Here is a 25,075-nt window from a genome sequence, read left to right as displayed (position 1 = left end):
GTGACCACGACCGCCGAAACCCGGCGGCCCGCGCGGGCGGCACACGCGGCGAAGCGGCGCGGGCCCCGCGCCGAGGCCCTGTGGGGGTACGCGTTCATCGCCCCCACCGGGCTCGGCCTGGCGATCTTCTACCTGTGGCCCGTGCTGCAGACCGCCTACTTCTCCTTCACGGAGTGGGGCGCGTTCGGCGGGCACACGTGGACGGGGCTGGACAACTACACCCGCCTTTTCGCCGACCCCCAGGTGGGGCAGGCGGTGCTCAACACGCTCACCTACACCGTGCTCGGGCTGCTCGGGATCCCGCTCGCGATCGTGTTCGCCGCCCTGCTCAACCGGCCGGGCCTGCGCGGGGTCGCCCTCTACCGCACCGCGTTCTTCCTGCCCGTGGTGACCATGCCGGTCGCGGTCGCGATGCTCTGGCGCTGGCTCTACAACGGCGACTACGGCCTGGTGAACCAGGTGCTGGCGCTCGTCGGCATCGACGGGCCCAACTGGATCGCCGACCCCGCGACCGCGCTCTACGCGCTGGTCGTCGTGGGCGTGTGGAGCAGCGTCGGCTACAACCTCATCATCTTCCTGGCCGGCATGCAGGGCATCCCCAAGGAGCTGTACGAGGCCGCCTCGCTCGACGGCGCGGGCCCGGTGCGGCAGTTCTTCAGGATCACGCTGCCGATGTTGTCGCCGACCGCGTTCTTCATCTCCATCGTGTCGGTGATCGGCTCGCTCCAGCTCTTCGACCTGGTCTTCGTCATGACCGGGTCGGGACAGGCGGCGCGGGCCAACCCGGCGTACTCCCGGCTGCAGACCGTCGTCCAGCTCTTCTACGAGCGGGCCTTCGTCACCAACGACCGCGGCTACGCCGCCGCCATCGTGATCGCGCTGCTGGTGCTCATCGCGGCGCTGACGATCCTGCAGTTCAGGTTCCAGCGGAAGTGGGTGCACTATGTCTGAGCGGCGTCGCCCGCTGGGCCTGCACGCGGTGCTCATCGCCTCCTCGCTGGCGATGGTCGCGCCGTTCGTGTGGCAGGTCATCACCTCGCTCAAGACGCTGAGCAGCGCCACCGCCGTGCCGCCGACGTTCCTGCCCGAGGGCCGCTGGGACAACTACGCCAAGGTGTTCGACCTGCTGCCGTTCGGCGAGCAGTTCCTCAACACCGCCGTCATGGCGGCGGGGCGGGTCGCGGGGCAGGTGCTGTTCTGCTCGATGGCCGCCTACGCCTTCGCCCGGCTGCGCTTCCCCGGCAGGAACGTGCTGTTCGGGGTGTTCCTGTCGGTGCTCATGGTGCCGCCGCAGCTGTTCGTCATCCCGCAGTACCAGATCATGTCCTCGCTGGGCTGGCTGAACAGCCTCCAGGCGATCATCGTGCCCGGGCTGTTCAGCGCGTTCGGGGTGTTCCTGCTGCGGCAGTTCTTCCTCGCGCTGCCGCGCGAGATCGAGGAGGCGGCGCGGCTCGACGGCGCGGGGCCCGTCCGCATCTACTGGTCGGTCATGCTGCCGCTGGCCCGCCCAGGGCTCGTGGCGCTGGGCATCCTCACCCTGCTGTGGGCGTGGAACGACCTGTTCTGGCCCCTCGTCGTCAACACCGACCCCGAGAAGATGACGCTCTCGGCCGGGCTCGCCTCGCTCCAGGGGCAGTACCAGACCGACTACCCCGTCCTCATGGCCGGCTCGCTGCTCGCCTCGCTGCCGGTGATCGCGGTGTTCGTCTTCCTGCAACGCCAGTTCATCCAGGGCATCGCGCACACGGGCAGCAAGGGCTGACCCGCCGGCGCGCCAGGGGCCGGTCCTGCTCCCGCCTGCCCACCACCGCCCGCCGGGGTCCCCCCGGCGGGCGGGCGTCTTCCTGTGGTCAGCGGAGGACGATCGTGGTGAGGGCGCGCGGCGCGAGCGTCACTCCGTTCCCGTGCACGCTCACCGGGGTCATCGAGCGGGCCTCGTCCGTGACGTACGCGGCCGCCCGGCCCCGCACGCCCTTCCACGCGATCGGCGCGGTGCCCGTGTTGAGCGCGACGACCACCCGCGAGCCGTCGCGGTTGCGGAACGCTGAAACTTTCAGCGCCGGATCGGCCGCCCCGGCCTCCAGCCGGACCGCGCCGGGCCGGATGAACCGGCTGTAACCGGCCAGCGCCCACAGCCGCTTCGACACGTGGTACTCGCCGGCCGCGTCGTCGAGCTGCAGCAGCGCCCTGGTCGCGCCGCGCGAGCCGCCCAGCCAGTAGACGTACGCGCTGACGCCGCCCAGCGTGAGCGCGTCGTGCACGGCCTGGGCGATCGTGATGCCGTCATAGCCGCTGCCGTCGTCCCACGCCTCGTTCCAGGTGTCGCCGTTGGGGTTCCACTCCGACATCCACGTCTTTCTGGACGTCGGCAGCGGGCCGTCAACCGGGCTGGCGTAGGTGTGACCTGTGTGCGTCTTCACCCAGCGCCGCGCCTCGGGGTCGGCCTCGATGGCCGCCGTGTACGCCTTCGCCTCCCGCCAGCCGAACGAGTCGCAGCAGACCACGTTCGTGCCCCGGGCGATCGGCCCCAGCACCTTGACGAACGCGGCGGCCTGCTCGGGGGTGAAGCGCATGGACGCGTACGAGGCCGTGTAGTCGGGCTCGTTCGTGAAGCCCAGGTCGGTGATCCTGATGCCCTCCTTGGCGTAGAACTTCGTGTAGGCCGCCAGGTACTTCGCGTACGCCCGCTGCCACTCGGGCAGCAGCGTGCCGCCGTTCTTGTCGTCGCCGTTGTCCTTCATGTAGCCGGGGGCGCTCCAGGCGTCGGCGAAGAACCGCTCGACGCCGTACCGCTTGGCCTCCTTGGCCACCCAGACCTGGCTGTTGTCGTCGCCGTCCCACACATAGTCCGGCTTGGCGTCCGGGCCGCCCGGGTCCTCGGGCTGGATCGAGACCATGTGGTCGTACGGGCTGCCGGCGGGGGAGGAGCCGATGCCGAGCCGCAGGATGCTGAGGCCCGCGCCCTTGCTGCGGTGGAACCACAGGTCGAGCACCTCGCGCTGCTGGGCCGGCGAGAGGGCCTTGAGCAGCTCGTTGCGGCGGAACGCCTGGGAGATGCCGAAGCCGTCGATCTCCTGGTGCCGGACGCGTTCGTTCAGGGTGATCGCCGGTTGCGGGGCCGGCTGGCCGGGGTGGACTGCGGAGTGGACGGCGGAGTGGACGGCGGGGTGGACGGCGGGGAGGCCGAGCAGGCTGATCGCGATGATCCCTCGTAACATGGCGCCTCCGAAAATTTCGGAATCGTGACGATACATTTCGTCGATCGCCGAGAAACGTAAGCGTTCATGGCGGGCTCGTCAACCATGGGTCAACCCGCGCGCAAAAGCGCGGCGGCCGCCGGGGTCTCGCCGGGGGCCGCCGTGGCGCTCATCCGCCCACCGGAATTCGCGCGTGGAACGGTTTCTGGTAAGACGAAAAGACCGGTGATCAGATCTGGCGCGCTTTCCACACGGTCAGGCCGTACTTCTCCGCGACCGGCCGCCACGTCCGCACGAATCGCGTCTTCGCCTCGTGAGCCGCCTTCGACCAGTCCAGGCCGCGCCGGTAGTCGGGGTGGTCCCTGCCCACTCCGGGGCAGCCGTCCGCCGCCAGCTTCCTGGCCCAGCTCAGGAACGCCAGATCGGCCTGGTACGAGGCGTCCAGCGCGGTCACCAGGGCGTCCCGCAACTGCGCCCCGTCCGGCAGTGCCGACACCGTCAGCCTCCTGGCGGCGGTGAGCTGCCTGCGGCGGGCGTTCGTGATGTCCTTGATGGAGTCCGGGCCGGCGCGCTCGCACAGGACGGCTTCGTCGATGGCCTCGGTGAGGTCGGAGCGCGAGGAGTTGCTGCTGGACAGCAGCTTGTCCAGCTCCTGGGCCTGCCGCCCGGCCTCCTTGCCCGACCCGGCCCCCGCCTGCTCTTCCGCCTGGTCGTCACCAGGGTCTTCGGCCTGCTCTTCGGCCTGCTCTTCACCAGGGTCTTCGGCCTGCTCGTCGGTCTCGTCGTCCGTCTGGGCGCCGGCGTCCGCGGCGGCGTCGCCGGTCGCCAAGGCGGGGTCGGTGTCGTCGGCGGGGGTGCTCTCCCAGACGGGCGGGGCGACGTCGGCCTGGTTCGTGCCGGCGGGGCCGCCGGAGCCCCCCGCCGCGCCGCCCGCGTCGGTGCGGGCCACGACGAGCCACCCGGTCAGGGCGAGGACGAGCAGGGCCGCCATGACGCCGACCAGCACGGGCGCGCGCCGCCACGCCGGGGTCTCGGCGGGTAACCGCTCGGGCTCCCAGTCCAGGTACGGCGAGGGCTCGGGCCGGTCATCGGGCGCCACCTGCGGGGTCCGGCAGTGGGGGCATGAGGAGAGGGAGCCCACGTGCGCTCCGCAACGCCCGCACGGGCGGCCCGACCCTGATCCGTACGCCACAGCACCCTCCCGGCAGTATCACGAGAAAACGGGACAAAAAGGGGTGTGCTTGATTTGTCGGTGGTTCCGGCATTTCGTACTACGGACGAGAGACTATTTGATGACAACCCTCTTTCGCAGCATTCGCCGCCCACAAGATCTGCCGTCTTCGGGAAAGGCCGGCGCCGCACCACCCGCCATTTCCGACAGCGATTTCCGTTATCGCGGGAAGCGGAGGGTACGGCCGGCCGTGACGTGCGGCGGGTGCACCGGCGCGCCAGAGGGGGCGGGGCCGGGGCTGATGATGAACTCCTCGGGCAGAGCGTGAGCCGGATCTCCGGGCCAGAGGCGCTGACGGCGTCGTGCAGGTTGCCGCGTTCCATGCGCGGGATGGTCGGCGGAGCGCACCTTGTTCGGCAGGTCGTCCCAGAACCGCACGCCGGTGAAGCCGAGCAGCCGCAGCAGCTCGTCCCTGGCCGCGTCGGGAACCGTCGCCTGCGGAGCGTAACTCGCATAAGGGGCACGCCGCTAGCGGTAGACGGCGACGGCGGCCTCCGCGACCAGCGTGTCCACGATCTCCACCAGCTCGCCCACGGGAGACGCGGCGGAGGCGGCGATCTCGCGCAGCCTGGTGACCAGCCGGGCGGCCGGCTGGTCGAGGTAGAGCTCGCCCTCCAGCCGGAGCACCGCGACCAGCCCGCACAGCCCGGCGCAGCGCGCGTCCGGCGTCTTCCAGCCCTCGACCGCCGAGCGCACCCCGGAGGACGCGCGGACGACGGAGGCGATGTCGGCCAGTTCGTACCGGGTGTACGGCAGCATGCCGAGCCGCCGCCCGGTCACCCGCACGAGCACCCCGGAGCCCAGCAGCTCCTCCCTGGTGCGGTCGTAGATCCCGCCGGCCGCGGCCCCCTTGATGAGCGCGACGGGGCCGGGGTTGAGCAGCGGCCTGACCGGCCCGGTGAGCAGCCGGTCGAGCAGTGCGGCGCCGGCCAGCCCGAGCGCGAGCGACGCCGGATGGACGTACGGTTTACCGGTCTTGTCGTGGGCGATGAGATACAGGTCCTGGTGCAGCGGCAGCCGGTCCATGCGGGCCTCCTCAGCGGCGGTCGGATCCGGCGGGCACGCCGCGCAGCGTGGGGCGGCGGCCGAGCGCGTACAGGGTGATGAGCGCCAGTGCGCCGAGGCCGAGCCAGACCAGGCCGAGGAGCTGGGCCAGGAGGTTCGCGTTGATCACGACGAAGACCAGGATGCCCGCGCCGATCAGCGGCGAGATCAGGTGGGCCCAGAGCCGGTCGGAGCCGGAGCGCAGCGCGTGGTGCACGATGACCGACACGTGCAGGACGATGAACGCGACCATGGCGCCCATGTTGATCAGGCTGCTGAGCAGGGAGACCCCGTCGGAGCGGGTGGCCGCCCAGATGCCGACGCCGATCGACAGCAGGCAGCTCAGCAAAATCGCGTTGGACGGCACCGAGTGCCGTACCGACACCTTGGCGAGGAACGAGGGGAGCTGACGGTCGCGGGCCATCGCGTACAGCAGCCGCGAGACCGACACCTGGGCGACCATGGTGTTGACCAGGCCCCACGAGAGCGCGGTGGCGGCGGTGGTGACGTGCCTGAGCCACTCGCCGCCCGCGACGGCGGCGGCGTCGTAGAAGGCGGTGTCGCTGGGCCGGTCGAGCAGCCCCGCCGGGTCGGGCACGAGCAGCGCGGCCACCCAGACCTGCGTGATGAACAGCACGCCCGCCAGCAGCAGCGCGACCCGCATGGCCCGGCCGACCTGGGCGGAGCCGCCGGTCGACTCCTCCACCAGCATGGAGATGCCGTCGAAGCCGAGGAAGGACAGCACGGCCACCGACACCGCGGCGAACATCACCGGCCAGGCGAAGGTCTCGGCGTTGAACAGCGGCGTGAGGCTGAAGCCGCGGCCCGCGCCCCGCAGCAGCGCCCAGACGCCGACGAGCAGGAACAGGGCGAGCACGGCCAGCTCGATCGCGATGAGCACGCGGGTGAGCCGGACCGTCATCCTGATGCCGCGCAGGTTGATCGCCGTGTTGACGGCGACGAAGCCGATCAGCCAGGCCCAGACGGGGACGCCGGGCACGCTGTCGTTCATGGCGATCGAGGCCACCAGGTAGAGCAGGCAGGGCAGCAGGATGTAGTCGAGCAGGATCATCCAGCCGGTCATGAACCCGACGGGGGGAGCGATGCCGCGCCCGGCGTAGTTGTAGACCGAGCCGGACAGCGGGAACGCCTTCACCATCTGCGCGTACGAGGCGGCGGTGAACAGCAGCGCGATCATCCCCACGAGGTACGCCAGGACCGGCATACCACCGGATTCCGAATAAACACTCCCGAAAATCGCGAAAGGTGCGATCGGCACCATGTATGCCAAACCGTAGAAAATGAGGTCGGCGAGGCCGACCGTACGGTGTAACTCCTGGCGGTAGCCGAACTGCTCGATGTTCTGTTGTGCGCGCACGACAGGCGTCTCCAGTCGTCCTGCGAGGGGCTGGGGTCCGACTGGTGATCCTTTCGCAGCGCGGGTGCGCGTCGCAAGAGTGCGTGGAGTGAATCACGTTAATAGTGAAATGTCGCGCCTGTAGCACATTACTTGCGCGTAACCCCGACAAATGCCGCCTTAATGGCTCATGTGGCGATTTCGGGGCGGAGCCTGGCCGTACCCGAGGACGCCCATCATCCCCTGCTCCTGGTGGTAGAGATTGTGGCAGTGGAACATCCACTCACCCGGGTTGTCGCACTCCACGTCCACGCTCAGCCGCTCGCGCGGCTTGATGTTCACCGTGTCCTTGCGCACCCCGCGCCGCTCGCCCACCCGCAACTGGAAGGTGTGGCCGTGCAGGTGCATCGGATGCCACATGGGCGACTGGTTGTCCATGACGACCCTGATCGTCTCGCCCTTCTCCACCCGCACCCGCAGCGGGTCGGCGGCCAGCCGGTCGTTGAGCGTCCACTCGTTGCCCGACGGCCGCATGCCGAGCGTCACCGTGACGGTCCTGCCCGGGCGGGGCAGCGCGTCGGCCCTGCGCGGCCGCAGGTCGGCGTAGGCGAGCAGGCGCCGCTCCAGCTCCGGCACCTTGACGTCGCGCGGCGGCCGGCGCGCTCCCGGCGTCGTCCTGACGATCGCGAACGCCCGCGCCTGCTTCCCCTCGGCCAGCGCGACCAGCGGGAACGCGCCCGTGCCCAGCCGGGTGACGAAGTCGTAGCGCTCTCCCATGCCGATGAGGAACGTGTCCACGGTGGCGGGCGCGCACGGGAACCCGTCGGTGTGGGTGATCGTCATGCGGTGGCCGCCGAGCGCCACCCGGTACGCCGTGTCGGCCGCCGCGTTGATCACCCGGAACCGCACCGTCCGTCCCGGCCGGCTGGTGAACACCTCGGGCGCCTCCGCCATCCGGCCGTTGACCAGGTGGTACGGATGCCGCACCTCGCCGGTGACCCCGCCGAGCAGGTCGCTGCGCAGCGTGTCGTCGTGCTCGGTGCTGGCGCTGAGCCGCCTCAGCGCGTCGTCGGGCGTGCCGTCGATCCCGTCCAGCCAGTCGTCGAGCAGGACCACGAACTCCTCGTCGTAGCCGAGCGGCTCGCGCGGGTCGGCCACCACGAGCGGGCCGTAGAGGCCGCGGTCGTTCTGCATGCCGACGTGCGAGTGGTAGAAGTACGTGCCGGGATCGGGCACCCGGAAGACGTAGTCGAAGGTGCGGCCCGGCTTCGTGGGCGCCTGGGTGTAGCCGGGGGCGCCGTCCATCCTCGGGTCGATCCTGATGCCGTGCCAGTGCACGGTGGTCTCGGCGGGCAGGTCGTTGACGAGCCTGGCGCGTACCATGCCGCCCGCCGTCGCGCGGATGATCGGGCCCGGCACCGTGCCGCCGTACGTCCAGGTCGCGACCTTGCGCCCGCCCAGTGAGACGGTCGCCGGCCGCGCCCGCAGCACCGTGCCGCGCACCGGCCGCCGCCGGTCGGCCGTGGCGGCTCCGGTCAGCGCACTCGTCGCGACGGCGAACGTGCCGGTGAACAGCAGCCGCCGGGAAAGACCCCCGCCCGTACCCCTTGCCGAACCATTCACTACAGATCCCCCCATCCACCTCGCAAGGTAACGGAGAGTGATCGCGAAAGCCCGTACGCCACGCTGACCGGGAGCCCCTGGCCGCGTGCCCCCTTGTCGGAGCGGCACCCCCGGCCTATGGTGTTAATCGATTCACACCGGCCGAGCGCCGTACGGCGACCATCACCCCACCTCCGACCTGCTCGCCCAGATCCATCGCCACTAAATACCCCATAACCCCATAGGGAATGCTAGGTTATTCGACTAACATGAGACCCACAGCGCGACAAGTGGCCGAGCTGGCGAACGTGTCAGTGGCGACCGTCTCCTACGTGCTCAGCGGCCGCGACCGACCCGTGGCCGCCGAGACCAGGCAGCGGGTGCTCGACGCCGCCAGGCAGCTCGGCTACACCCCCAACCAGGCCGCGAGGAGCCTGCGCAGGCGCCGCACCCAGCGCGTCTGCCTGGTGCTGAGCACGTTCGGCGGCGTCCCGACCGACGAACGGCTGGCCACCGACCTGCACGAGATGGCCGACGCGCGCGGCTACTCCGTGGTCACGCTCGCCGTCTACTCCGAGGCGAGGGCGAAGGCCGCGATCGAGATGCTGCGCGGCGGCCTCGCCGACGGCGCCCTGATCAACGTGGTCGGCGACCACCTCGCCCACGACCTGCTCGCCGGGCTGGCCGCCACCGGGCTGCCGATGGTGGTGCTGAGCAACGAGAGCGGGCTCGAAGGCTGCGACGTCGTCCGCACCCCGGAGACCGAGGCCAGCGCCGAGGCCGTCGAGCACCTGCTGGCCACCGGCCGGCGGCGCGTCGCGTTCATGGGGCAGCGGCACGAGCTCTACCGCGACCGTCCCGCCGGGCGCCTGCTCGGCTACCTCACCGCCCTCGACCGGCACGGCGTCACCGACCGCGTCGTGACCGGGGGCGCCGACGACCGCGTGGCGGCGTACCAGGCGGCGACCGAGCTGCTCGGCTCGCCCGACCGGCCCGACGCGATCTTCGCCGCCGCCGACCGGGCGGCGATCAGCGCCATCGACGCCGCCAGGGACCTCGGGCTGAGCGTGCCGGGCGACGTCGCCATCGTCGGGGTCGGCAACATCGACGAGGGTCTCATCACCAATCCGCAGCTCAGCACCGTCGGCCCGCTGCGCCACGACTACACCGACGTCGTACGCCTGCTCTTCGACCGCCTCCAGGCCGATGAGCCGCCGCCCGCCCGCGAGATCGTCCGGTCGTGGACCTTCGTGCGGCGGGGCTCGTCCTAGAAGGGAAACCCCGATGCCCGCCCACCCCTCACGCCGTGACCTGATCCGGCTCCTCGGCGTGGCCGCCACCGCCGCAGCAGGCGTGCCGGCCCTGTCGTCGTGCGCGGGAGCGCCGGCTCCGCAGAGCGCCGCCCCCGGCACCTTCACCGTCTACTGGAACGCCGGCCACGACTACCAGGCCTACCGCAAGGTGATCGCCGAGTTCGAGCAGGCCCACAAGGTCACCGTCAACCTGCAGAAGTACCAGTGGCCCGACCTGCGCACCAGGCTGCTCGCCGACTTCGCCTCCGGCACCGTGCCCGACCTGGTGGAGGAGCCGGGCGGGTGGGTGCAGGAGTTCGCGCTGTCCGGCAACGCGCGCCCGCTGCAGGACTTCGCCGACCGCGACGGCGCGGCCATGGGCTTCCCCGCCGACTGGCAGCCGGTGACCGTCGAGCGCAACTCCTACCAGGGCAAGGTGTACGGCGTGCAGCTGCACCTGACCTGCAACACCCTGCTCTACAACGCGGGCATGCTGCGGGACGCCGGCGTCGAGGTGCCCAGCACCTGGGAGGAGTTCCTCGCCGCCGCGAAGAAGCTGACGAAGGACGGCGTGTACGGCGTCGCGCTCAACCAGGACTACACCTACATGTGGCCCTGGATGACGCAGGCCGGCGTCACCCCGTACGACCCGGAGACCGGCAAGGTCATGACCCCGCTCCCCGACGCGATCGAGGCCCTGCAGTTCCAGGCCGACCTCGTCCACAAGCACAAGGTCGCGCCCGTTCCCGTCGCGAGCACCGACTACTCCGGCCCGCAGAAGCTGTTCTCGGCCAAGCGCGCCGCGATGATCCTCACCGGCCCCTGGGACCTCGACCCGATCAGGAAGACCAGCCCCGACATCGACCTCGGCGTGGCGCCGCCGCTGGAGCACAAGGTACGGGCCACGCAGGCCGCCGGGGTCAGCATGTTCGTGCCGGCCAAGGCGAGCAGGCCCGAGCTGTCGTGGGACTTCATCAAGCGCATCACCGCCCTGGAGGTCGAGCAGGCCGCCACCAAGGAGACCGGCATGCTCATGCCTCGCGTGTCCTGGGCGAAGCTGCCCGAGGTGCAGGCCGACCCGGCGACCAAGGTGTTCGCCGACGCGCTGCCGCAGGCCGAGGACTCCTCCCAGGCGGTGCGGCTGACCGGGCAGTTCGGCAAGTGGGAGGAGCAGCTGAAGGTCATGTACCAGCAGGTGCTCATCCAGAACCGGCCCGCCGCCGACGTGCTGACGGAGTTCGCGAGGACGGCGGAGGGCTACCTGAAGTGAGGCCGCGCACGCTCTCCGGCCGGTACGCGAGGACCGCCTACCTCTTCCTGCTGCCGGCCATCCTGTTCTTCGCGGCCCTGTTCTACCTGCCGATCGGCAACGTGGTCGCCACCGGCTTCCGCACCGGGCCGATGGCCGACCAGTGGGCCGGGCTCGGCAACTACAGCCAGGCCCTCGCCGACCCCGCCGTGCGGCACTCGTTCCTCGTCACGGTGGTCTTCGCGGTGCTGGTCGTGGCCGGCTCGATCGTGCTCGGGCTGGCCCTGGCGCTGGCCATCGACCAGCCGCTCAAGGGCCGGGTGGCGTTCCGGGTGCTGCTGCTGGTGCCGTACCTGACGTCGGTGGCGATCGTCGGGCTGCTGTGGCGCAACATCCTCGACCCCGACCTGGGCGTGCTCAACCGGGTGCTGCTCGCGGCCGGGCTGCCCGGCCAGCAGTGGCTCAACACCGCGCCGCTGCTCACCATCGCCGCCGTGACACTGTGGCAGAGCGTCGGCTACACCATGGTGCTGTTCCTGGCCGGGCTGCAGGGCATCCCCGAGACCTACCACGAGGCCGCCAAGATCGACGGGGCGGACGCCTGGCGCCGGTTCTGGCGCATCACGCTGCCACTGCTCGCCCCGACCACGCTGTTCGTCTCGGTGATGGCGGTGATCTCGGGGCTGCAGGCGTTCGGGCAGGCGTACATCATCACCGGCGGCGGGCCCGGCGACGCCACCGACCTGTCGGTCTTCCACATCTTCAACGTGGCCTTCCGGACCAGGGACTTCGGTTACTCCTCCGCGCAGTCGGTGCTGCTGCTCCTCGTGATCGTGGCCTTCACCGTGATCCAGCTCAGGGCCGGGCGGCGAGGAGAGGTGACGTACTGATGAGCCGCAAGGTGCTGCTCTACACCGTGCTCACGCTGGCGAGCCTGGTGACGGTGCTGCCGCTGGCCTACATGGTCTCGCTGTCGCTGCAGACCGAGGCGGAGACGCTGGCGGCGAGTGCGGTGCTCTGGCCTGAGACGCCGCAGTGGGGCAACTACGCCGAGCTGTTCGCCCGCGCGCCGTTCGGGAACTTCATCGTCAACAGCCTCGTCGTGGCCGGCGCGATCACGCTGTCGCACCTGTTGTTCGACCCGCTCGTCGGGTACGTGTTCGCCAAGTTCCGCTTCCCGCTGCGCAACACGCTGTTCGTGGCGCTGCTGGCCACGCTCATGGTGCCGTTCTTCGTGCGGATGATCCCGCTGTACGTGCTCATGGCCAACCTCGGGTGGCTGAACACGTACCAGGGGCTCATCACCCCGTTCCTCATGGACGCGTTCGGGATCTTCCTGATGCGGCAGTTCATCCAGCCCATCCCGGACGACCTCATCAGCGCTGCCCGCATCGACGGGGCCTCCGAGCTGCGCATCTACCGCAGCGTCATCCTGCCGCAGACCAGGCCCGCGCTGGCCGTGCTCGCGCTGTTCACGTTCGTCTTCCAGTGGAACGAGTTCCTCTGGCCGCTGGTCGCCACCAGCACGCCCGAGATGCGCACCATCCCGGTCGGGCTCACCCTGTTCAACCAGGAGTACTTCACGCTGTGGCACCTCACGGCGGCCGGCTCGGTGATCCTCTTCGTGCCCACCGCCGTCCTGTTCGTCCTCACCCAGAGATATTTCGTGCGGGGCATCGCCCTCACCGGCCTTCGATAGGAGTCTCCCTTTTGCGCCCGAACGTGATCGTCGTCTTCACCGACCAGCAGCGGTGGGACACCGTCGGCCCGCTCACCCCCAACCTCGACCGCATGGCCAGGCACGGCACGCAGGCCACGGTCGCGCTCACGCCACAGCCGGTGTGCGCGCCGGCCCGCGCGGCGCTGCAGACGGGCCGCTACGCGACCACGACCGGCGTGCACCGCAACGGCCGCGTCCTGCCACCCGAGGAACGCACGCTCGCGCACCTCTTCGGCGCGGCCGGCTACGCCACCGGCTACATCGGCAAGTGGCACCTGGCCGGCTCGGAGCCGGTGCCCGAGCACCAGCGCGGCGGCTACCAGAGCTGGCTGGCCGCCAACGCGCTCGAGCACACCTCCGACGCCTACCGCACGATCGTCTACGACGAGGCGAACGAGCCCGTCATGCTGCCCGGCTACCGCTCCGACGCGCTCGTGGACGCGGCCGTGCGGTTCGTGGCCGACCACGCCGGCGAGCCGTTCTACCTGTTCCTGTCGTTCCTGGAGCCGCATCACCAGAACGAGGTGGACACCTATCCCGCGCCCGACGGCTACGAGGAGCGTTGCCAGGGCACCTGGATGCCGCCCGACCTCGCCGCGCTCGGCGGCACCGCGCACCAGCACATGGGCGGCTACCTCGGCCAGGTCAAGCGCCTCGACGAGGGGCTCGGGCGGCTGCTCGACGCGCTGCGCAGCATGGACCTGCTGGACGACACGATCGTGGCGTACACCTCCGACCACGGCAACCACTTCAAGACCCGCAACGGCGAGTACAAGCGGTCCTGCCACGACGCCTCGCTGCGGGTGCCGCTGGCGCTGCGCGGGCCCGGCTTCGACGGGGGCGGCGCCATCGCGCGGCCCGTCAGCACGCTCGACCTGCCGCCCACCCTGCTGGAGGCGGCCGGGCTGCCGGTGCCCGACGCGATGCAGGGGCGCTCGTTCCTGCCGCTGCTGCGCGACCCCCGGGCCGACTGGCCCGGCGAGGTGTTCTTCCAGGTGAGCGAGTCCGAGGTGGGGCGCGGGATCAGGACGTCGCGGTGGAAGTACTACGCCGTCGCCGAAGGCGCCGACCCCTGGGACGACCCCGCCGCCCCCCGCTATCGGGAGCAGGCCCTGTACGACGTCGTCAACGACCCGTACGAGCTGGTCAACCTGGCCGGCTACCCCTCGCATGAGGCGGTCGCGGCCGAACTGCGCGAACGCCTGATCCGCCGCATCGTCGCGGCCGGGGAAGTGGAGCCGATCGTGGACCCGGCCGAGCGCGTGCCCGGCCGCACCCAGGCAATGCCCGACCCCGCAGTCCGCTCAAAGTCCCCGAACCCCACCCGCTTCGGCCACCAGCCCCGCCCTTGAGGTCGGCTGAGCGTCCCGAGCCTTGCTGCGGGGCCGCACGGGCTGAGGTCCCTTTGATGGGAGGGGGTCACCGCGGACTGTGCGCGGGGGCTTGCGGCGAGGGCCTGTTGTTCGAGGGCGGGTCTTTTCGGGCCGAGTAGGTGGGCTCCGCTGCGGACGGGTGGGCGCCTCTCCACCCCCCTCCTTTGAGGGGTGGAGAGGCGCTTTCGAGGTCAGGCCGCCGCGTCGGCGGGCTTGTGGGTGTGCTTCTCCGCGGTGCGGGCGGCGCTTGCCGGGGCGGGGGGTGTGGTGCCTATCGTGCCGATGTCGAACGCGTACGTGCCGGCCAGGGTGGCGATGGCGTCGCTGTTCACGTCAAGCGCCTTGTCGTTGATGTTCTTGATCGTGTCGCAGACGCTGTGGTAGCACGGGTCGAGCGGGAGGCCGGCGGTGCCGCCGAAGATGGCCGCCTCCTCCTCGGTCTTGAGCTCCTCGGCGCCGGTGAACAGGCCGCCCGACGCGATGCCGACCGCGATGAACGGCCCGTAGTCGGAGCGTCCGGTGAACGCCGTGGCCGTGAACGGCAGCCGCCGCCCGGCGAAGAACTTCTCGAAGTCCTCCTCGATCTTGTCGGATCCGGGAGGCCCGGCGGTGCCGAACGCGTCGCCGTCACCGTCGTAGATGCCGAACGTGTAGTTGGGCGAGCCGATCATGTCGAAGTTCAGGTACAGCTTGATCTTGGCCCGCTCCTCCTCGCTCAGCGAGGCCACGTAGTGCTCGGAGCCGAGCAGCCCGAACTCCTCGGCGCCCCAGAAGGCGAAGCGCAGCTGGTTCTTGGGCTTGAGCTTGGCCGCCTGCAGCGCCACCTCCAGGACGCCCGCGCTGCCGGAGCCGTTGTCGTTGATGCCCGGCCCCTCCTGCACGCTGTCGAGGTGGGCGCCGAGCATGACGACCTTGTTCGGGTCGCCCTTCCTGCTCTGCGCGATCACGTTGTAGGTGGTCCTGGTCTCGACGATCGGGTCCCAGTTCATGGTGACCGTGGTGCCGGCCGCGGCCAGCTCCTCGCCGACCGAGAAGCGGGTGAAGAACGAGGGGATCGTCACGCCGGGCCCGCCGAGCACCGGGTTGAGGTCCACCTCCGTACGCCCCTCCTGGCCCTCGTTGAAGACGATGGCCCCGATAGCCCCGGCCGCCAGCGCGTTGTCCACCTTCACCCGGAAGTTGCAGGTGCCGCGCTGCATGAGCGCGATGTTGCCGGCGGTGAACCCGGCGAAGTCCTCCGGCTCGCACCCCGAGGTCGAGCTGTTCTCCGGCCCCGGCGGCAGCGTCAGGTCCACGGGCTGGACGGTGCCGGTGACCGACCCGGCGGGCGAGTCGCCCATCGCCACGTAGTCGCTGAAGAACCCGTACTGGTACGTCTTGGGCGTCCCACTGGTGGTCTGCAGCACCGGCGGGGTGACGTAGCCGTCGAAGACGAACTCGAAGGGCTGGATCGTCACCTGGTAGCCGGCCTTGCGCAGCTTGCCCGCCACGTAGTCGCGGGAGGCGTCGAAGCCGCGCGTACCGGAGACGCGGGTGCCGTTGCTGGCGTCGGCGATGGCCTGGAACGCCTTGAGGTGCTTCTTGACGTTCTTGCCCGAGACGGCCTTGACGAGCTTCTCGACTTCCTTCTTGTGCGGGTCCTTGGGCCCGTGCCCGTGCCCGTGCCCGTGCCCAGGCCCGTGCCCGCCGCCGTGCCCGCCCTGGGCGGCGGCGGTTCCGGTGAATGCGAGGGGTGACAAGGCCACGGCCACAGCGGTGATGGCGCCGAGCATGCCTTTACGTAAGCGGTAAGACATGGTGCTCCTCGTACGTGGAGGGGTGAACCGGGTCATTTTGCGCACGTGTTCCGAAACGTATTCATCGGGCGGGTGATAGGGAAGATTTGTCCGCGTATCCGTTGCATCACGGACTTGGAACGTCGCATCCGAGACGAGGAACTGTCATGTCCATATCGCTCCCATCCACCGGCTCTATCACCATCGGCGGCAAGACCGTGCACCGCCTGGGCTTCGGCGCCATGAGCCTGACCGGCCCAGGAGTCTGGGGACCGCCGTCCGACAGGGACGCGGCCGTCAAGGTTTTGCGCCGTGTCGTCGAGCTGGGGGTGAACCTCATCGACACGGCCGACTCCTACGGCCCGTACGTCAGCGAGGAGATCATCCGCGAGGCGCTGCACCCGTACCCCGAGGACCTGCTGATCGCCACCAAGGCCGGTTTCGTGCGCACCGGGCCCGGCCAGTGGCACGCCGTGGGCCGCCCCGAGTACCTCCGTCAGGAGGTCGAGATGAGCCTGCGCCGGCTCGGCCAGGACCGGCTCGACCTGCTCCAGCTGCACCGCATCGACCCGAAGGTGCCGCTTGAGGACCAGATCGGCGAGCTGAAGGCGCTCCAGGACGAGGGCAAGATCGCCGCCATCGGCCTGTCCGAGGTGAGCGTCGAGGAGCTGGAGCAGGCGCGGCGCATCGCCGGCATCGTCTCCGTCCAGAACCGCTACAACCTCACCAACCGTTTCTCCGAGTCCGTGCTCGACCACTGCACCGAGCAGGGCATCGTGTTCATCCCCTACAGCCCCATCGCCAAGGGCGCGCTGGCCGCGCCCGGCGGGCCGGTCGAGCACGTCGCCAAGCTGCTCGGCGCGACGCCCGCGCAGGTCAGCCTGGCCTGGCTGCTGGCCCGCTCACCGGTGGTCGCGCCGATCCCCGGCACGTCGTCGATCGCCCACCTGGAGGAGAACCTGGGCGCCTCCACGGTGACGCTGACGGCCGAGCAGGTCGCCGAGCTGAGCTGAACCGCGAGGGAGCCGGCCCTCCACACCCGCGTGGAGAGCCGGCTCGCCGCCGGTCAGCCCAGGCCGTTCTTCATGGCCGTGAGCAGCTCGGCGTTGGTCGTGTCGCCGCTGAGCTCCCAGAAGAACGCGCCGCCGAGGCCCTGGTCCTTCGAGTAGTTCATCTTGCCGCCGATGGTGGCCGGCGTGTCGTAGCTCCACCACTGGTTGCCGCAGTACGCGTACGCCGTGCCCGCGACCGTCCCGGTGGCCGGGCAGCGGGTCTTGAGCACCTTGTAGTCCTCGATGCCCTGCTCGTACGTGCCCGGCGCGGGCCCGGTGGCGGTGCCGCCCGGCGCCGACTGCGTGACCCCGGCCCAGCCGCGCCCGTAGAAGCCGATGCCGAGCAGCAGCTTGCTCGCCGGCACGCCCTTGCTCTTCAGCTTCTGGACGGCCGCGTCGGAGTGGAAGCCCGCCGTCGGGATGCCCGGGTAGGACGTGAGCGGCGAGTGCGGGGCCGTCGGGCCCTGCGCCGCGAAGGCGCCGAAGTAGTCGTAGGTCATGACGTTGTACCAGTCGAGGTACTGCGCGGCGCCGCCGTAGTCGGCCGCGTCGATCTTGCCGCCGTTGGTGCCGTCGGCCGTGATCGCGGCGGTGACCAGGTAGTTCTGGCCGAAGCGGTCGCGCAGCGCCTGCATGAGGTTCCTGAACGCGGCCGGGCCGCTGCTGTCGCAGGTCAGGCCGCAGGCGTTCGGGTACTCCCAGTCGATGTCGATTCCGTCGAAGACGTCGGCCCAGCGCGGGTCCTCGACCAGGCGGTAGCAGGACTCGGCGAACGCGGCCGGGTTCTGCGCGGCCTGCCCGAAGCCGCCGGACCAGGTCCAGCCGCCGAAGGAGAACAGCACCTTGATGTGCGGGTGCTTCTTCTTCAGCTTGCGCAGCTGGTTGAAGCTGCCGCGCAGCGCGCCCGGGTCCCAGGTGTCGGCGACGCCGTCCACGCTCTCGTTGGCCTGGTAGAAGCGGTCGTAGTCGGCGTGGCTGTCGCCGATCGCGCACTGGCCGTTCGTCACGTTGCCGAAGGCGTAGTTGATGTGCGTCAGCTTGGCCGCAGAGCCGCTGGTGTCGATGTTCTTGACGTGGTAGTTGCGGGTGTAGACGCCCCACTGCACGAAGTAGCCGAGGACCTTCTTGCCCCCGCCTCCGCCGCCGCCCGTGGTCGTCGCCGTGACGCTGTTGCTGTTGGCCGAGCGGTTTCCTGCGGCGTCGCGGGCGCGGACGGTGTAGCTGTAGGAGGTGTTGGCGTTCAGCCCGGTGTCGGTGTACGTCGTGCCGGTCACGGTCGCGACCAGGGTGCCGCCGCGATGGACCTCGTAGCCGGTGACGGCGACGTTGTCGGTGGAGGCGTTCCAGGCCAGCGCGACGGAGCTGCCGGTGACGCCGGTCGAGCGCAGGTTGCCCGGCACGCTCGGCGCGCTGGTGTCACCGCCCCCGCCGCCCGAGGTGGTGGCCGTGACGCTGTTGCTGGTGCCGGAGCGGTTTCCTGCGGCGTCGCGGGCGCGGACGGTGTAGCTGTAGGAGGTGTTCGCGGAGAGGCCGGTGTCGGTGTGGCCGGTGCCGGTGACGGTGGCGACGAGGGTGCCGCCGCGGTAGATCTCGTAGCCGGTGACGGCGACGTTGTCGGTGGAGGCGTTCCAGGCGAGGGTGACGCTCGTGTTCGTCACGCCGGTCGAGCGCAGGTTGCCGGGGACGCTCGGCGCGCTGGTGTCGCCGCCGCCGCCCGAGACGACCTTCCACAGGGCGGGCACGTTCGGCGGCTCCCAGCCGGGCTGGGAGGTGTGGCTCTGGACGCACTCGTACTGCACGCCGTTGTACGTCACGCGCGTGCCGGCCGTGTACGCCGTCCACGCCGTCCAGTCGGCCTGCAGGGCCTGTAAGGAGGACTGCCCGGCGGCGGCGGTGGCCGTGCCCGGCGCGGCGACGAGCGCGGTCAGCGGCAGCGCCAGGGCCGCCAGACCGGCGAGGACCTTGCTCAGGGTGGGGTTCTTCATCATGCTCCGACATCCGGTCGAGGGTGAACGGGGGGGTGGGATGCCTGATCAAACTATTAGGAAAGTTTCCTTTTAGTTATGCGCCGACAGTAACCCCAACCCGAGCAGGCGGTCAAGAGATCCGGTCTAGATCGTGAAATCGCGCAGCAGGCCCGTGTAGCGCTTGGGGAGCGGGCGGGCGTACTCGCCGCGCGTGCTCGTCCGCAGCCCCAGCGCCACCAGCGACTCGGCGAACCGGGTGGCCGCCGCCACCCCGTCGATCACCGGCACGCCCGTCGCCCGCGTCACCTCGGCGCAGAAGTCCGCCATGCCCGCGCAGCCCAGCACGATCACGTCGCTGCCGTCCCGTTCGGCCACCGACGCGCACAGCTCGGTCACCGCCGCGCGGGCCGGCGGCTGCTCCAGGTCCAGCACGGGGATCTCGCAGGCGTGCACGCCCCGGCAGGCGGCGGCGAAGCCGTACCGGTGGGCGAGCTCCCAGGCCCTGCCGGTGGTCCTGGCCAGCGTGGTCACCACGCTGAAGGTCCTGCCGACCATCGTGGCGGCGTGCATCGCGGCCTCCGCGATGCCCAGCACGGGACCCGCCGCCAGCTCGCGCGCCGCGTCCAGGCCGGGGTCGCCGAAACAGGCGATCACGTACGCGTCCACGCCCGCCCGCTCGCCCGCCGCGATCTCGGCAAGCAGCCCCGGGACCGCCAGCGCCTCGTCGTAGTGGCTCTCGATCGACTCCGGCCCCATGGCCGGGCTCACCGCCGTCACCTCGGTCGACGACGACGCCACCGCCCTGGCGCACCGACCGATGGACTCGGTCATCGCCAGGGCGGTGTTCGGATTGATCACCCGGATATGGGTCATGCCGGCATGATCCGCGGTACGCGCCGCTCCAGCAGCACCATCGCCACGAACCCGATCCCGCAGCCGATGAACCAGCTGAAGTCGGCCAGCCAGGCCAGCTCGACGACCGTGATCCACTTGGGCACCAGCACCGAGGCGATGGCCGGCACGCCCGCCGCCACCGTGGCCCAGACGGCGTTGGGGTTGTAGCCCTTGCTGAACCAGTAGCGCCCGCCCGGGTCCATCGTGAACAGCTCGTCCACCGAGACCCGCTGCCGCGCGCACACGTAGTAGCCCGCGATCAGGATGCCGAACAGCGGCCCGATCAGCGCGCCCAGCAGGCCCAGCGTGTAGTGGATGGCGTCGGGGTCGCCGTACCAGTTCCACGGGGTGAGCAGCACAGAGCCGACCGCCGCGATCATCCCGCCGGTACGCCAGCTGATGCGCTGCGGGCTGACGTTGGAGAAGTCGAAGGCCGGCGAGATGAAGTTCGCCACGATGTTGATGCCCACGGTCGCGATCACGAACGTCAGGCCGCCCAGCAGGATCGCGAACGGCGTGTCGATGCGCTGCACGGTGTGGATCGGGTCGGTGATCAGCTCGCCGAACACCGGCATCGTGGCCGACGCAGTGATGACCGTCAGCAGGGAGAAGAACAGGAAGTTGATCGGCAGGCCGAGGAGGTTGCCGCGCTTGACCGCGTCGAACGAGCGGCCGTAGCGGGAGAAGTCGCCGAAGTTCAGCATCGGCCCGGAGAAGTACGACACCACCAGCGCGATCGCGCTCAGCATCACCGGGATCGACTCGGCGAAGCCCAGGCTCTCGCCCTGCGACAGGTCCAGGCTGATGTTCTCCCAACCGGCCCTGCTCACCAGATAGCCGGCCAGGACCAGCATGACCACGTAGACGGCGGGCCCCGCCCAGTCCACGAAGCGGCGGATGGCGTCCATGCCGCGCCAGAACACCGCCGCCTGCGCCACCCACAGGATGGCGTAGCAGATGTAGCCGAGCACGGACAGACCGAGGAAGGTCGGCTCGTTGAGCGCGGCCGTGGCGGGCCAGAACTTCAGGAAGATGATGATGAGCGACTGCGAGGCCAGGTACGTCTGCACGCCGTACCACGCGATGGCGATCGAGCCCCGCACGATGGCCGGGATGTTCGCCCCCAGCACGCCGAAGACCACCCGGTTGATCACCGGGTACGGCACCCCGGTGACCTGGCTCGGCTTGGCGACCAGGTTGCAGAAGACGTTGACGATGACGATGCCGGCCAGCAGCGCGAACAGCACCTGCCAGCTCGCCAGGCCGAGCGCGAACAGGCTGCCCGCGGTCACGTAGCCGCCGACGCTGTGCACGTCGGACATCCAGAAGGCGAAGATGTTGTACGACGACCAGCTCTGCTTGCGCAGCGGGGCCAGGTCCTCATTGGTGAGCCGGGGGTCGTGGGGAGGGGCTTGGGCGACGGTCGGCTGTGTCATGTGCGGCATCCTTGGGGGGTAGGGTCGCCGGACGGTGTTAAGCCATCACTTAACACCCTGCGTGCGGCGGTCCCGATGTCGCAAGTGTTAAAGACGTGTGACGGAGGTCATGGAGGACCTGGAGGCGATCGGCGGCGAGCGGCTCGGGCGGCGGCTGCGCGAGCTGCGCACGGAGTCGGGCAAGTCGCTGCGGGCGGTGGCGAAGGAGCTCGGCATCTCGCCCAGCGCCGTGTCCCAGATCGAGCGCGGCACCATGCGGCCGTCGGTGAGCCGGTTGATCGCGTACGTGACGGCCATCGGGGCGCCGCTGGCGGCGGTCTTCGACTACGCGCCCGACCCGCCCGGGGCTCCCGGGCTCGCGGTGGGGCGGGCCGGTGAGGTGGCGCCGATCCGGCTGGGCGGCGGGGTGACGTTCCGCCGCTTGTCGCCGGGGCCGACCCCCGACGTCGAGTTCTTCGAGTCCACGTACCCGCCGCACGCGGTCTCCACCGCGCACGGCCGCTTCCTGCGCCACGAGGGGTACGAGGTCGGCACGGTCACGGCGGGGGAGCTCACGATCGAGTTCGAGTCGGAGACCGTCACGCTGGCGCAGGGCGACTCCATCACGTTCCCGTGCAGCAGGCCGCACATCATCGGCAACCGCTCGGCCACCGTCACCGCCGTCGCGACCTGGCTGATCGTGCACGGCCGCTGACCGGCAGGCGTGAGTCAGGGCGCGGCTGGGGAGGCTGTCCGATGGCAGCGAACCCGTCGTTCCCCCTGAGGAGGGTCGGATGGCCGTACTACTGCTGGGCACGCTCGACACCAAGGGCGCGGAGTACGCCTATGTCCGCGACCTCGTCACGGCCGCGGGACAGCAGGTCCTCCTGCTCGACGCAGGCGTCATGGGCGGCGGGACGCTCGCGCCCGACATCCCGGCGGCCGAGGTGGCCGAGGCGGGCGGGGCGAGCCTGGAGGAGCTCAGGAGCGCCGGTGACCGCGGCGCGGCCCTGAGCGCGATGGCCGCCGGAGCCGCGCGCGTCGCCCGCGACCTGTACGAGCGTGGCGGGCTGAGCGGCGTGCTGGCGCTGGGCGGCAGCGGCGGCTCCTCGATCGCGGCGGCCGCCATGGCGGCGCTGCCCGTGGGCCTGCCCAAGCTGCTCGTCTCGACCATGGCGTCCGGCGACGTGTCGGCGTACGTGGGGCAGAGCGACGTGACGCTCATGTACAGCGTCGTCGACGTGGCCGGGGTCAACTCGATCTCCCGGCAGATCCTCGGCAACGCCGCCGCCGCGATCGCCGCCATGGCCGCCGCGTACGACGCTCGCGCCGGCGGTCCGTCCGGCGAGGACCGGCCGCTGGTGGCGGCCACGATGTTCGGCGTCACCACGCCCGCCGTGGACGCCGCCCGTGCCCGCCTCGAGGAGCTGGGCTACGAGGTGATCGTCTTCCACGCCACCGGCTCGGGCGGCCGGGCCATGGAGGCGCTCACCGCGAGCGGCTACTTCGCCGGCGTCCTCGACCTCACCACCACCGAACTCGCGGACGACCTGGTCGGCGGCGTGCTGTCGGCCGGCCCCGACCGGCTGAGCGCCGCCGGCGCCGCCGGGGTTCCGCAGGTCGTCAGCCTGGGCGCGCTCGACATGGTCAACTTCGGGCCGATGGACACCGTGCCCGCCCGCTTCCGCGAGCGCAACCTGCTCGTGCACAACCCGACCGTGACGCTCATGCGCACCACCCCCGAGGAGAACGCCGAGCTGGGCCGGCGCATCGGCGCCAAGCTGGCCGCCGCCACCGGGCCCGTCGTGCTGTTCGTGCCGCGCGGCGGCGTCTCGGCCGTGGACGTGCCGGGCGGCCCGTTCCACGACCCGGCCGCCGACGCCGCCTGCTTCGACGCCGTGCTGGCCGCCGTGGCGGGCACCGACGTGCAGGTGGTGGAGAGCGCCGACGACATCAACCGGCCGGCGTTCGCGGTGGCCGCCGCGGACCGGCTGCACGAGCTCATCCAGAAGGGAACGGCATGAGGCGCGCCGGGCGCGTGGAAAGGGGACGGCATGAAGCGTGACGAGGCGCTCGGCAGGTTGCGGGCCGAGCGGAAGGCGGGGCGGCTCATCATCGGAGCCGGCGCGGGCACCGGCCTGTCGGCCAAGGCGGCCGAGGCCGGCGGCGTCGATCTGATCATCATCTACAACTCCGGCCGGTTCAGGATGGCCGGGCGCGGCTCGCTCGCGGGGCTGCTGCCGTACGGGGACGCCAACGCGATCGTGGTCGAGATGGCCGGCGAGGTGCTGCCGGTCGTCAAGGACACCCCCGTGCTGGCCGGGGTGTGCGGCACCGACCCGTTCCGGCTCATGCCGCAGTTCCTCGACCAGCTGAGCGCGATGGGCTTCACCGGCGTCCAGAACTTCCCCACCGTCGGCCTCATCGACGGCGTCTTCCGGGCGAACCTGGAGGAGACCGGCATGGGGTTCGACCTGGAGATCGAGATGATCCGGCTGGCCGCCGAGCGCGGCCTGCTCACCGCCCCCTACGTCTTCACCGCCGAGCAGGCCACCGCCATGGCCGAGGCGGGCGCCGACATCCTGGTGCCGCACATGGGCCTGACCACCAAGGGCAGCATCGGCGCCAAGACCGCGCTCAGCCTGGAGGAGTCGGCCGTACGCGTGCAGGAGATGCACGACGCCGCCGTGGCGGTCAACCCCGACGTCATCGTCCTGTGCCACGGCGGCCCGATCGCCGAGCCGGACGACGTCCGCTTCATCCAGGAACGCACCACCGGCGTGGCCGGCTTCTTCGGCGCCTCCTCGATGGAACGCCTGCCCGCCGAGCGCGCCATCGCCGACCAGCTCAGGGCCTTCAAGGCCCTCTGACGACCGAGGGAGTCCCTCCATGCACCGCAGGCCAGAAGACGTCCCGACCATGCTCTTCGACTGGGGCTCGATCAAGTGGCACGTCACCCCGGCCACCGTGCCGGGCGCGTCGTCCACGTTCGGCGAGGTCGTGATCAATCCCGACAGAGGGCACGACCGCCACCTGCACCCCGCCTCCGACGAGGTGCTCTACATCATCGAGGGGGAGGGGCGGCAGACGGTCGGCGACGAGCCCGAGTTCGCGGTGAAGGCGGGCGACGCCGTCTACATCCCCATGGGGACGTTGCACTCGACGTTCAACACCGGGTGGCGGCCGCTGCGGATCATCGCGACGTATACGCCTGGCGGGGAGGAGGAGGCGCTGCGCGAGCTGCCCGGCTTCGTCGAGCTGCCGCCGGGCGAGCATCCGAGCTGGGCGGTCAAGCTGGGGTGACCCGCACCACACGCCTTGCACTGGACCGTCGCTACCGGAATCGTCGGCTGTGCTCCGGCCTTCGGGCAGGGGGTGAAGCCGACCAGCCCGCGTAGCGGGGCGAGAACAGCCGTTTCGCCGCCGGGCGAGCATCCGGGCTGGGCGGGTTCTGCTGTTCGATGTACTGGCGCAGGACACTGATCGGAGCGCCCACCGACCCGGCGAAGTAGGAGCCCGACCACAGCTTGTTCGCCCGGTAGTAGTGGCGGGCCGGTTCGGGGAACTCCTGACGCATCCGGCGCGAGGACACGCCCTTGAGGCTGTTGACCAGCTTGGACAGGGCCACCTTGGGTGGGAAGTTGACCAGCTTGGGTGGGAAGTCGACCAGCGGGTGGACGTGGTTGTCCTCGCCGTTGAACTCGCGCAGCTCGGTTTCGAAGTCGGCGCACACGGATCTCATGATCTCTTGCAGCCGGGTCAGGTGCTCGCCGGTGAACATTCGATGCCGGAATTTCGTCACGAAAACCAAGTGTGCGTGCAGCACGAAAACGCAATGCCTGCCGGTCTGATATCGCTGTGATCGGCCATAGCCCAACCGTAAGATGATCGTGTGCAGTTGCGGTAC

At 70.5% G+C, this 25,075-nt stretch carries 21 protein-coding genes and 1 pseudogene; 12 read left to right on the top strand and 10 right to left on the bottom strand.

Annotation, left to right across the window (positions count from 1 at the left end):
* Both AB0K18_RS18675 and AB0K18_RS18670 read left to right on the top strand, forming a co-directional pair.
* Positions 1–951 (top strand): sugar ABC transporter permease, encoded by a 951-nt coding sequence (locus AB0K18_RS18675; protein ID WP_364915430.1) that lies wholly within the window; start codon positions 1–3, stop codon positions 949–951.
* Positions 944–1,762, top strand: a complete 819-nt coding sequence (locus tag AB0K18_RS18670; RefSeq protein WP_345399611.1) for a carbohydrate ABC transporter permease — start codon at positions 944–946, stop codon at positions 1,760–1,762. The genes AB0K18_RS18675 and AB0K18_RS18670 overlap by 8 nt, the downstream gene beginning before the upstream one ends.
* An 88-nt stretch (positions 1,763–1,850) precedes the next feature.
* Here the strand turns inward: AB0K18_RS18670 and AB0K18_RS18665 are convergent, their stop codons facing one another.
* The 5 genes from AB0K18_RS18665 to AB0K18_RS18645 form a co-directional block, all read right to left on the bottom strand.
* Complete coding sequence (locus tag AB0K18_RS18665; protein ID WP_364915428.1) at positions 1,851–3,218, bottom strand: glycoside hydrolase; 1,368 nt, start codon at positions 3,216–3,218, stop codon at positions 1,851–1,853.
* Positions 3,219–3,426: 208 nt separating this feature from the next.
* On the bottom strand, positions 3,427–4,296 hold the full coding sequence (locus AB0K18_RS18660) for a hypothetical protein (RefSeq protein WP_364915426.1): 870 nt from the start codon (positions 4,294–4,296) through the stop codon (positions 3,427–3,429).
* Between the two features lie 600 nt (positions 4,297–4,896).
* The gene (locus AB0K18_RS18655) at positions 4,897–5,454 is read right to left on the bottom strand and encodes a GPP34 family phosphoprotein (RefSeq protein WP_364915424.1); all 558 of its coding nucleotides are present in this window, start codon (positions 5,452–5,454) and stop codon (positions 4,897–4,899) included.
* Positions 5,455–5,464: 10 nt separating this feature from the next.
* Positions 5,465–6,850: an APC family permease gene (locus AB0K18_RS18650; RefSeq protein ID WP_364915422.1), complete on the bottom strand. Its 1,386-nt coding sequence runs from the start codon at positions 6,848–6,850 to the stop codon at positions 5,465–5,467.
* Positions 6,851–7,009: 159 nt separating this feature from the next.
* Positions 7,010–8,452, bottom strand: coding sequence for a multicopper oxidase family protein (locus AB0K18_RS18645; protein WP_364915420.1), 1,443 nt, complete (start codon positions 8,450–8,452; stop codon positions 7,010–7,012).
* A gap of 248 nt (positions 8,453–8,700) precedes the next feature.
* Here AB0K18_RS18645 and AB0K18_RS18640 point away from each other — a divergent pair, with 248 nt between their 5' ends.
* Genes AB0K18_RS18640 through AB0K18_RS18620 form a run of 5 tightly spaced genes read left to right on the top strand, consistent with a single transcriptional unit; the run spans position 8,701 to position 14,044 of the window.
* Entirely contained in the window at positions 8,701–9,702 is a 1,002-nt protein-coding gene (locus AB0K18_RS18640) for a LacI family DNA-binding transcriptional regulator (RefSeq protein ID WP_364915418.1), read from the top strand.
* Positions 9,703–9,715: 13 nt separating this feature from the next.
* Positions 9,716–10,993 (top strand): sugar ABC transporter substrate-binding protein, encoded by a 1,278-nt coding sequence (locus tag AB0K18_RS18635; protein ID WP_364915416.1) that lies wholly within the window; start codon positions 9,716–9,718, stop codon positions 10,991–10,993.
* Positions 10,990–11,862 (top strand): sugar ABC transporter permease, encoded by an 873-nt coding sequence (locus AB0K18_RS18630; protein WP_364369077.1) that lies wholly within the window; start codon positions 10,990–10,992, stop codon positions 11,860–11,862. Before AB0K18_RS18635 ends, AB0K18_RS18630 begins: the two co-directional genes overlap by 4 nt.
* Positions 11,862–12,671: a carbohydrate ABC transporter permease gene (locus AB0K18_RS18625; protein WP_364915414.1), complete on the top strand. Its 810-nt coding sequence runs from the start codon at positions 11,862–11,864 to the stop codon at positions 12,669–12,671. Before AB0K18_RS18630 ends, AB0K18_RS18625 begins: the two co-directional genes overlap by 1 nt.
* 11 nt (positions 12,672–12,682) lie before the next feature.
* Positions 12,683–14,044, top strand: a complete 1,362-nt coding sequence (locus AB0K18_RS18620) for a sulfatase-like hydrolase/transferase (RefSeq protein ID WP_364915412.1) — start codon at positions 12,683–12,685, stop codon at positions 14,042–14,044.
* Positions 14,045–14,256: 212 nt separating this feature from the next.
* On the opposite strand, the gene AB0K18_RS18615 is transcribed toward AB0K18_RS18620, so the two are convergent.
* Positions 14,257–15,861: a M28 family metallopeptidase gene (locus AB0K18_RS18615; protein WP_364915410.1), complete on the bottom strand. Its 1,605-nt coding sequence runs from the start codon at positions 15,859–15,861 to the stop codon at positions 14,257–14,259.
* A gap of 146 nt (positions 15,862–16,007) precedes the next feature.
* Between AB0K18_RS18615 and AB0K18_RS18610 the strand changes: the two genes are divergently transcribed.
* Positions 16,008–16,853: an aldo/keto reductase gene (locus tag AB0K18_RS18610; protein ID WP_364369087.1), complete on the top strand. Its 846-nt coding sequence runs from the start codon at positions 16,008–16,010 to the stop codon at positions 16,851–16,853.
* A 53-nt stretch (positions 16,854–16,906) separates the two neighbouring features.
* Here the strand turns inward: AB0K18_RS18610 and AB0K18_RS18605 are convergent, their stop codons facing one another.
* From AB0K18_RS18605 to AB0K18_RS18595, 3 genes are all read right to left on the bottom strand, one after another.
* Positions 16,907–18,880, bottom strand: coding sequence for a glycosyl hydrolase family 18 protein (locus AB0K18_RS18605; protein ID WP_364915408.1), 1,974 nt, complete (start codon positions 18,878–18,880; stop codon positions 16,907–16,909).
* 123 nt (positions 18,881–19,003) lie between these two features.
* On the bottom strand, positions 19,004–19,732 hold the full coding sequence (locus AB0K18_RS18600; protein WP_364915406.1) for an aspartate/glutamate racemase family protein: 729 nt from the start codon (positions 19,730–19,732) through the stop codon (positions 19,004–19,006).
* Positions 19,729–21,189, bottom strand: a complete 1,461-nt coding sequence (locus AB0K18_RS18595) for an NCS1 family nucleobase:cation symporter-1 (protein ID WP_364915404.1) — start codon at positions 21,187–21,189, stop codon at positions 19,729–19,731. The genes AB0K18_RS18600 and AB0K18_RS18595 overlap by 4 nt, the downstream gene beginning before the upstream one ends.
* Positions 21,190–21,286: 97 nt before the next feature.
* On the opposite strand from AB0K18_RS18595, the gene AB0K18_RS18590 reads away from it, so the two are divergent.
* The 4 genes from AB0K18_RS18590 to AB0K18_RS18575 all read left to right on the top strand — a co-directional run bounded on the left by AB0K18_RS18590 (position 21,287) and on the right by AB0K18_RS18575 (position 24,471).
* A complete protein-coding gene (locus tag AB0K18_RS18590) occupies positions 21,287–21,883 on the top strand; it encodes an XRE family transcriptional regulator (RefSeq protein WP_364915402.1) in 597 nt (198 codons plus the stop codon).
* A gap of 79 nt (positions 21,884–21,962) precedes the next feature.
* Positions 21,963–23,192 carry a Tm-1-like ATP-binding domain-containing protein gene (locus tag AB0K18_RS18585; RefSeq protein ID WP_364915400.1) on the top strand — a complete coding sequence of 410 codons (1,230 nt, stop codon included), beginning with the start codon at positions 21,963–21,965 and terminating at the stop codon, positions 23,190–23,192.
* A gap of 30 nt (positions 23,193–23,222) precedes the next feature.
* On the top strand, positions 23,223–24,038 hold the full coding sequence (locus AB0K18_RS18580; protein ID WP_364915398.1) for a phosphoenolpyruvate hydrolase family protein: 816 nt from the start codon (positions 23,223–23,225) through the stop codon (positions 24,036–24,038).
* A 19-nt stretch (positions 24,039–24,057) separates the two neighbouring features.
* Entirely contained in the window at positions 24,058–24,471 is a 414-nt protein-coding gene (locus AB0K18_RS18575) for a cupin domain-containing protein (protein WP_364558504.1), read from the top strand.
* Between the two features lie 148 nt (positions 24,472–24,619).
* On the opposite strand, the pseudogene tnpA reads toward AB0K18_RS18575, so the two are convergent.
* Positions 24,620–25,038: pseudogene (gene tnpA, locus AB0K18_RS18570) on the bottom strand (IS200/IS605 family transposase); the annotation flags it as partial.
* Between the last annotated feature and the right edge of the window lie 37 nt (positions 25,039–25,075).

Origin of the sequence: Nonomuraea sp. NPDC049421 (genome assembly GCF_040677005.1) — a bacterium.
GTDB classification, from domain to species: Bacteria; Actinomycetota; Actinomycetes; order Streptosporangiales; family Streptosporangiaceae; genus Nonomuraea; species Nonomuraea salmonea.
Note: the sequence above shows the minus strand (reverse complement) of the source record. Positions and strands in the feature narration are given on the sequence as shown.

Coding starts and splice junctions, on each gene's coding strand:
- AB0K18_RS18585 (WP_364915400.1), top strand. CDS start 21,963: ATGGCCGTACTACTGCTGGGCACGCTCGACACCAAGGGCGCGGAGTAC.
- AB0K18_RS18580 (WP_364915398.1), top strand. CDS start 23,223: ATGAAGCGTGACGAGGCGCTCGGCAGGTTGCGGGCCGAGCGGAAGGCG.
- AB0K18_RS18625 (WP_364915414.1), top strand. CDS start 11,862: ATGAGCCGCAAGGTGCTGCTCTACACCGTGCTCACGCTGGCGAGCCTG.
- AB0K18_RS18635 (WP_364915416.1), top strand. CDS start 9,716: ATGCCCGCCCACCCCTCACGCCGTGACCTGATCCGGCTCCTCGGCGTG.
- AB0K18_RS18575 (WP_364558504.1), top strand. CDS start 24,058: ATGCACCGCAGGCCAGAAGACGTCCCGACCATGCTCTTCGACTGGGGC.
- AB0K18_RS18670 (WP_345399611.1), top strand. CDS start 944: ATGTCTGAGCGGCGTCGCCCGCTGGGCCTGCACGCGGTGCTCATCGCC.
- AB0K18_RS18655 (WP_364915424.1), bottom strand. CDS start 5,454: ATGGACCGGCTGCCGCTGCACCAGGACCTGTATCTCATCGCCCACGAC.
- AB0K18_RS18595 (WP_364915404.1), bottom strand. CDS start 21,189: ATGACACAGCCGACCGTCGCCCAAGCCCCTCCCCACGACCCCCGGCTC.
- AB0K18_RS18615 (WP_364915410.1), bottom strand. CDS start 15,861: ATGTCTTACCGCTTACGTAAAGGCATGCTCGGCGCCATCACCGCTGTG.
- AB0K18_RS18605 (WP_364915408.1), bottom strand. CDS start 18,880: ATGATGAAGAACCCCACCCTGAGCAAGGTCCTCGCCGGTCTGGCGGCC.
- AB0K18_RS18600 (WP_364915406.1), bottom strand. CDS start 19,732: ATGACCCATATCCGGGTGATCAATCCGAACACCGCCCTGGCGATGACC.
- AB0K18_RS18610 (WP_364369087.1), top strand. CDS start 16,008: ATGTCCATATCGCTCCCATCCACCGGCTCTATCACCATCGGCGGCAAG.
- AB0K18_RS18665 (WP_364915428.1), bottom strand. CDS start 3,218: ATGTTACGAGGGATCATCGCGATCAGCCTGCTCGGCCTCCCCGCCGTC.
- AB0K18_RS18640 (WP_364915418.1), top strand. CDS start 8,701: ATGAGACCCACAGCGCGACAAGTGGCCGAGCTGGCGAACGTGTCAGTG.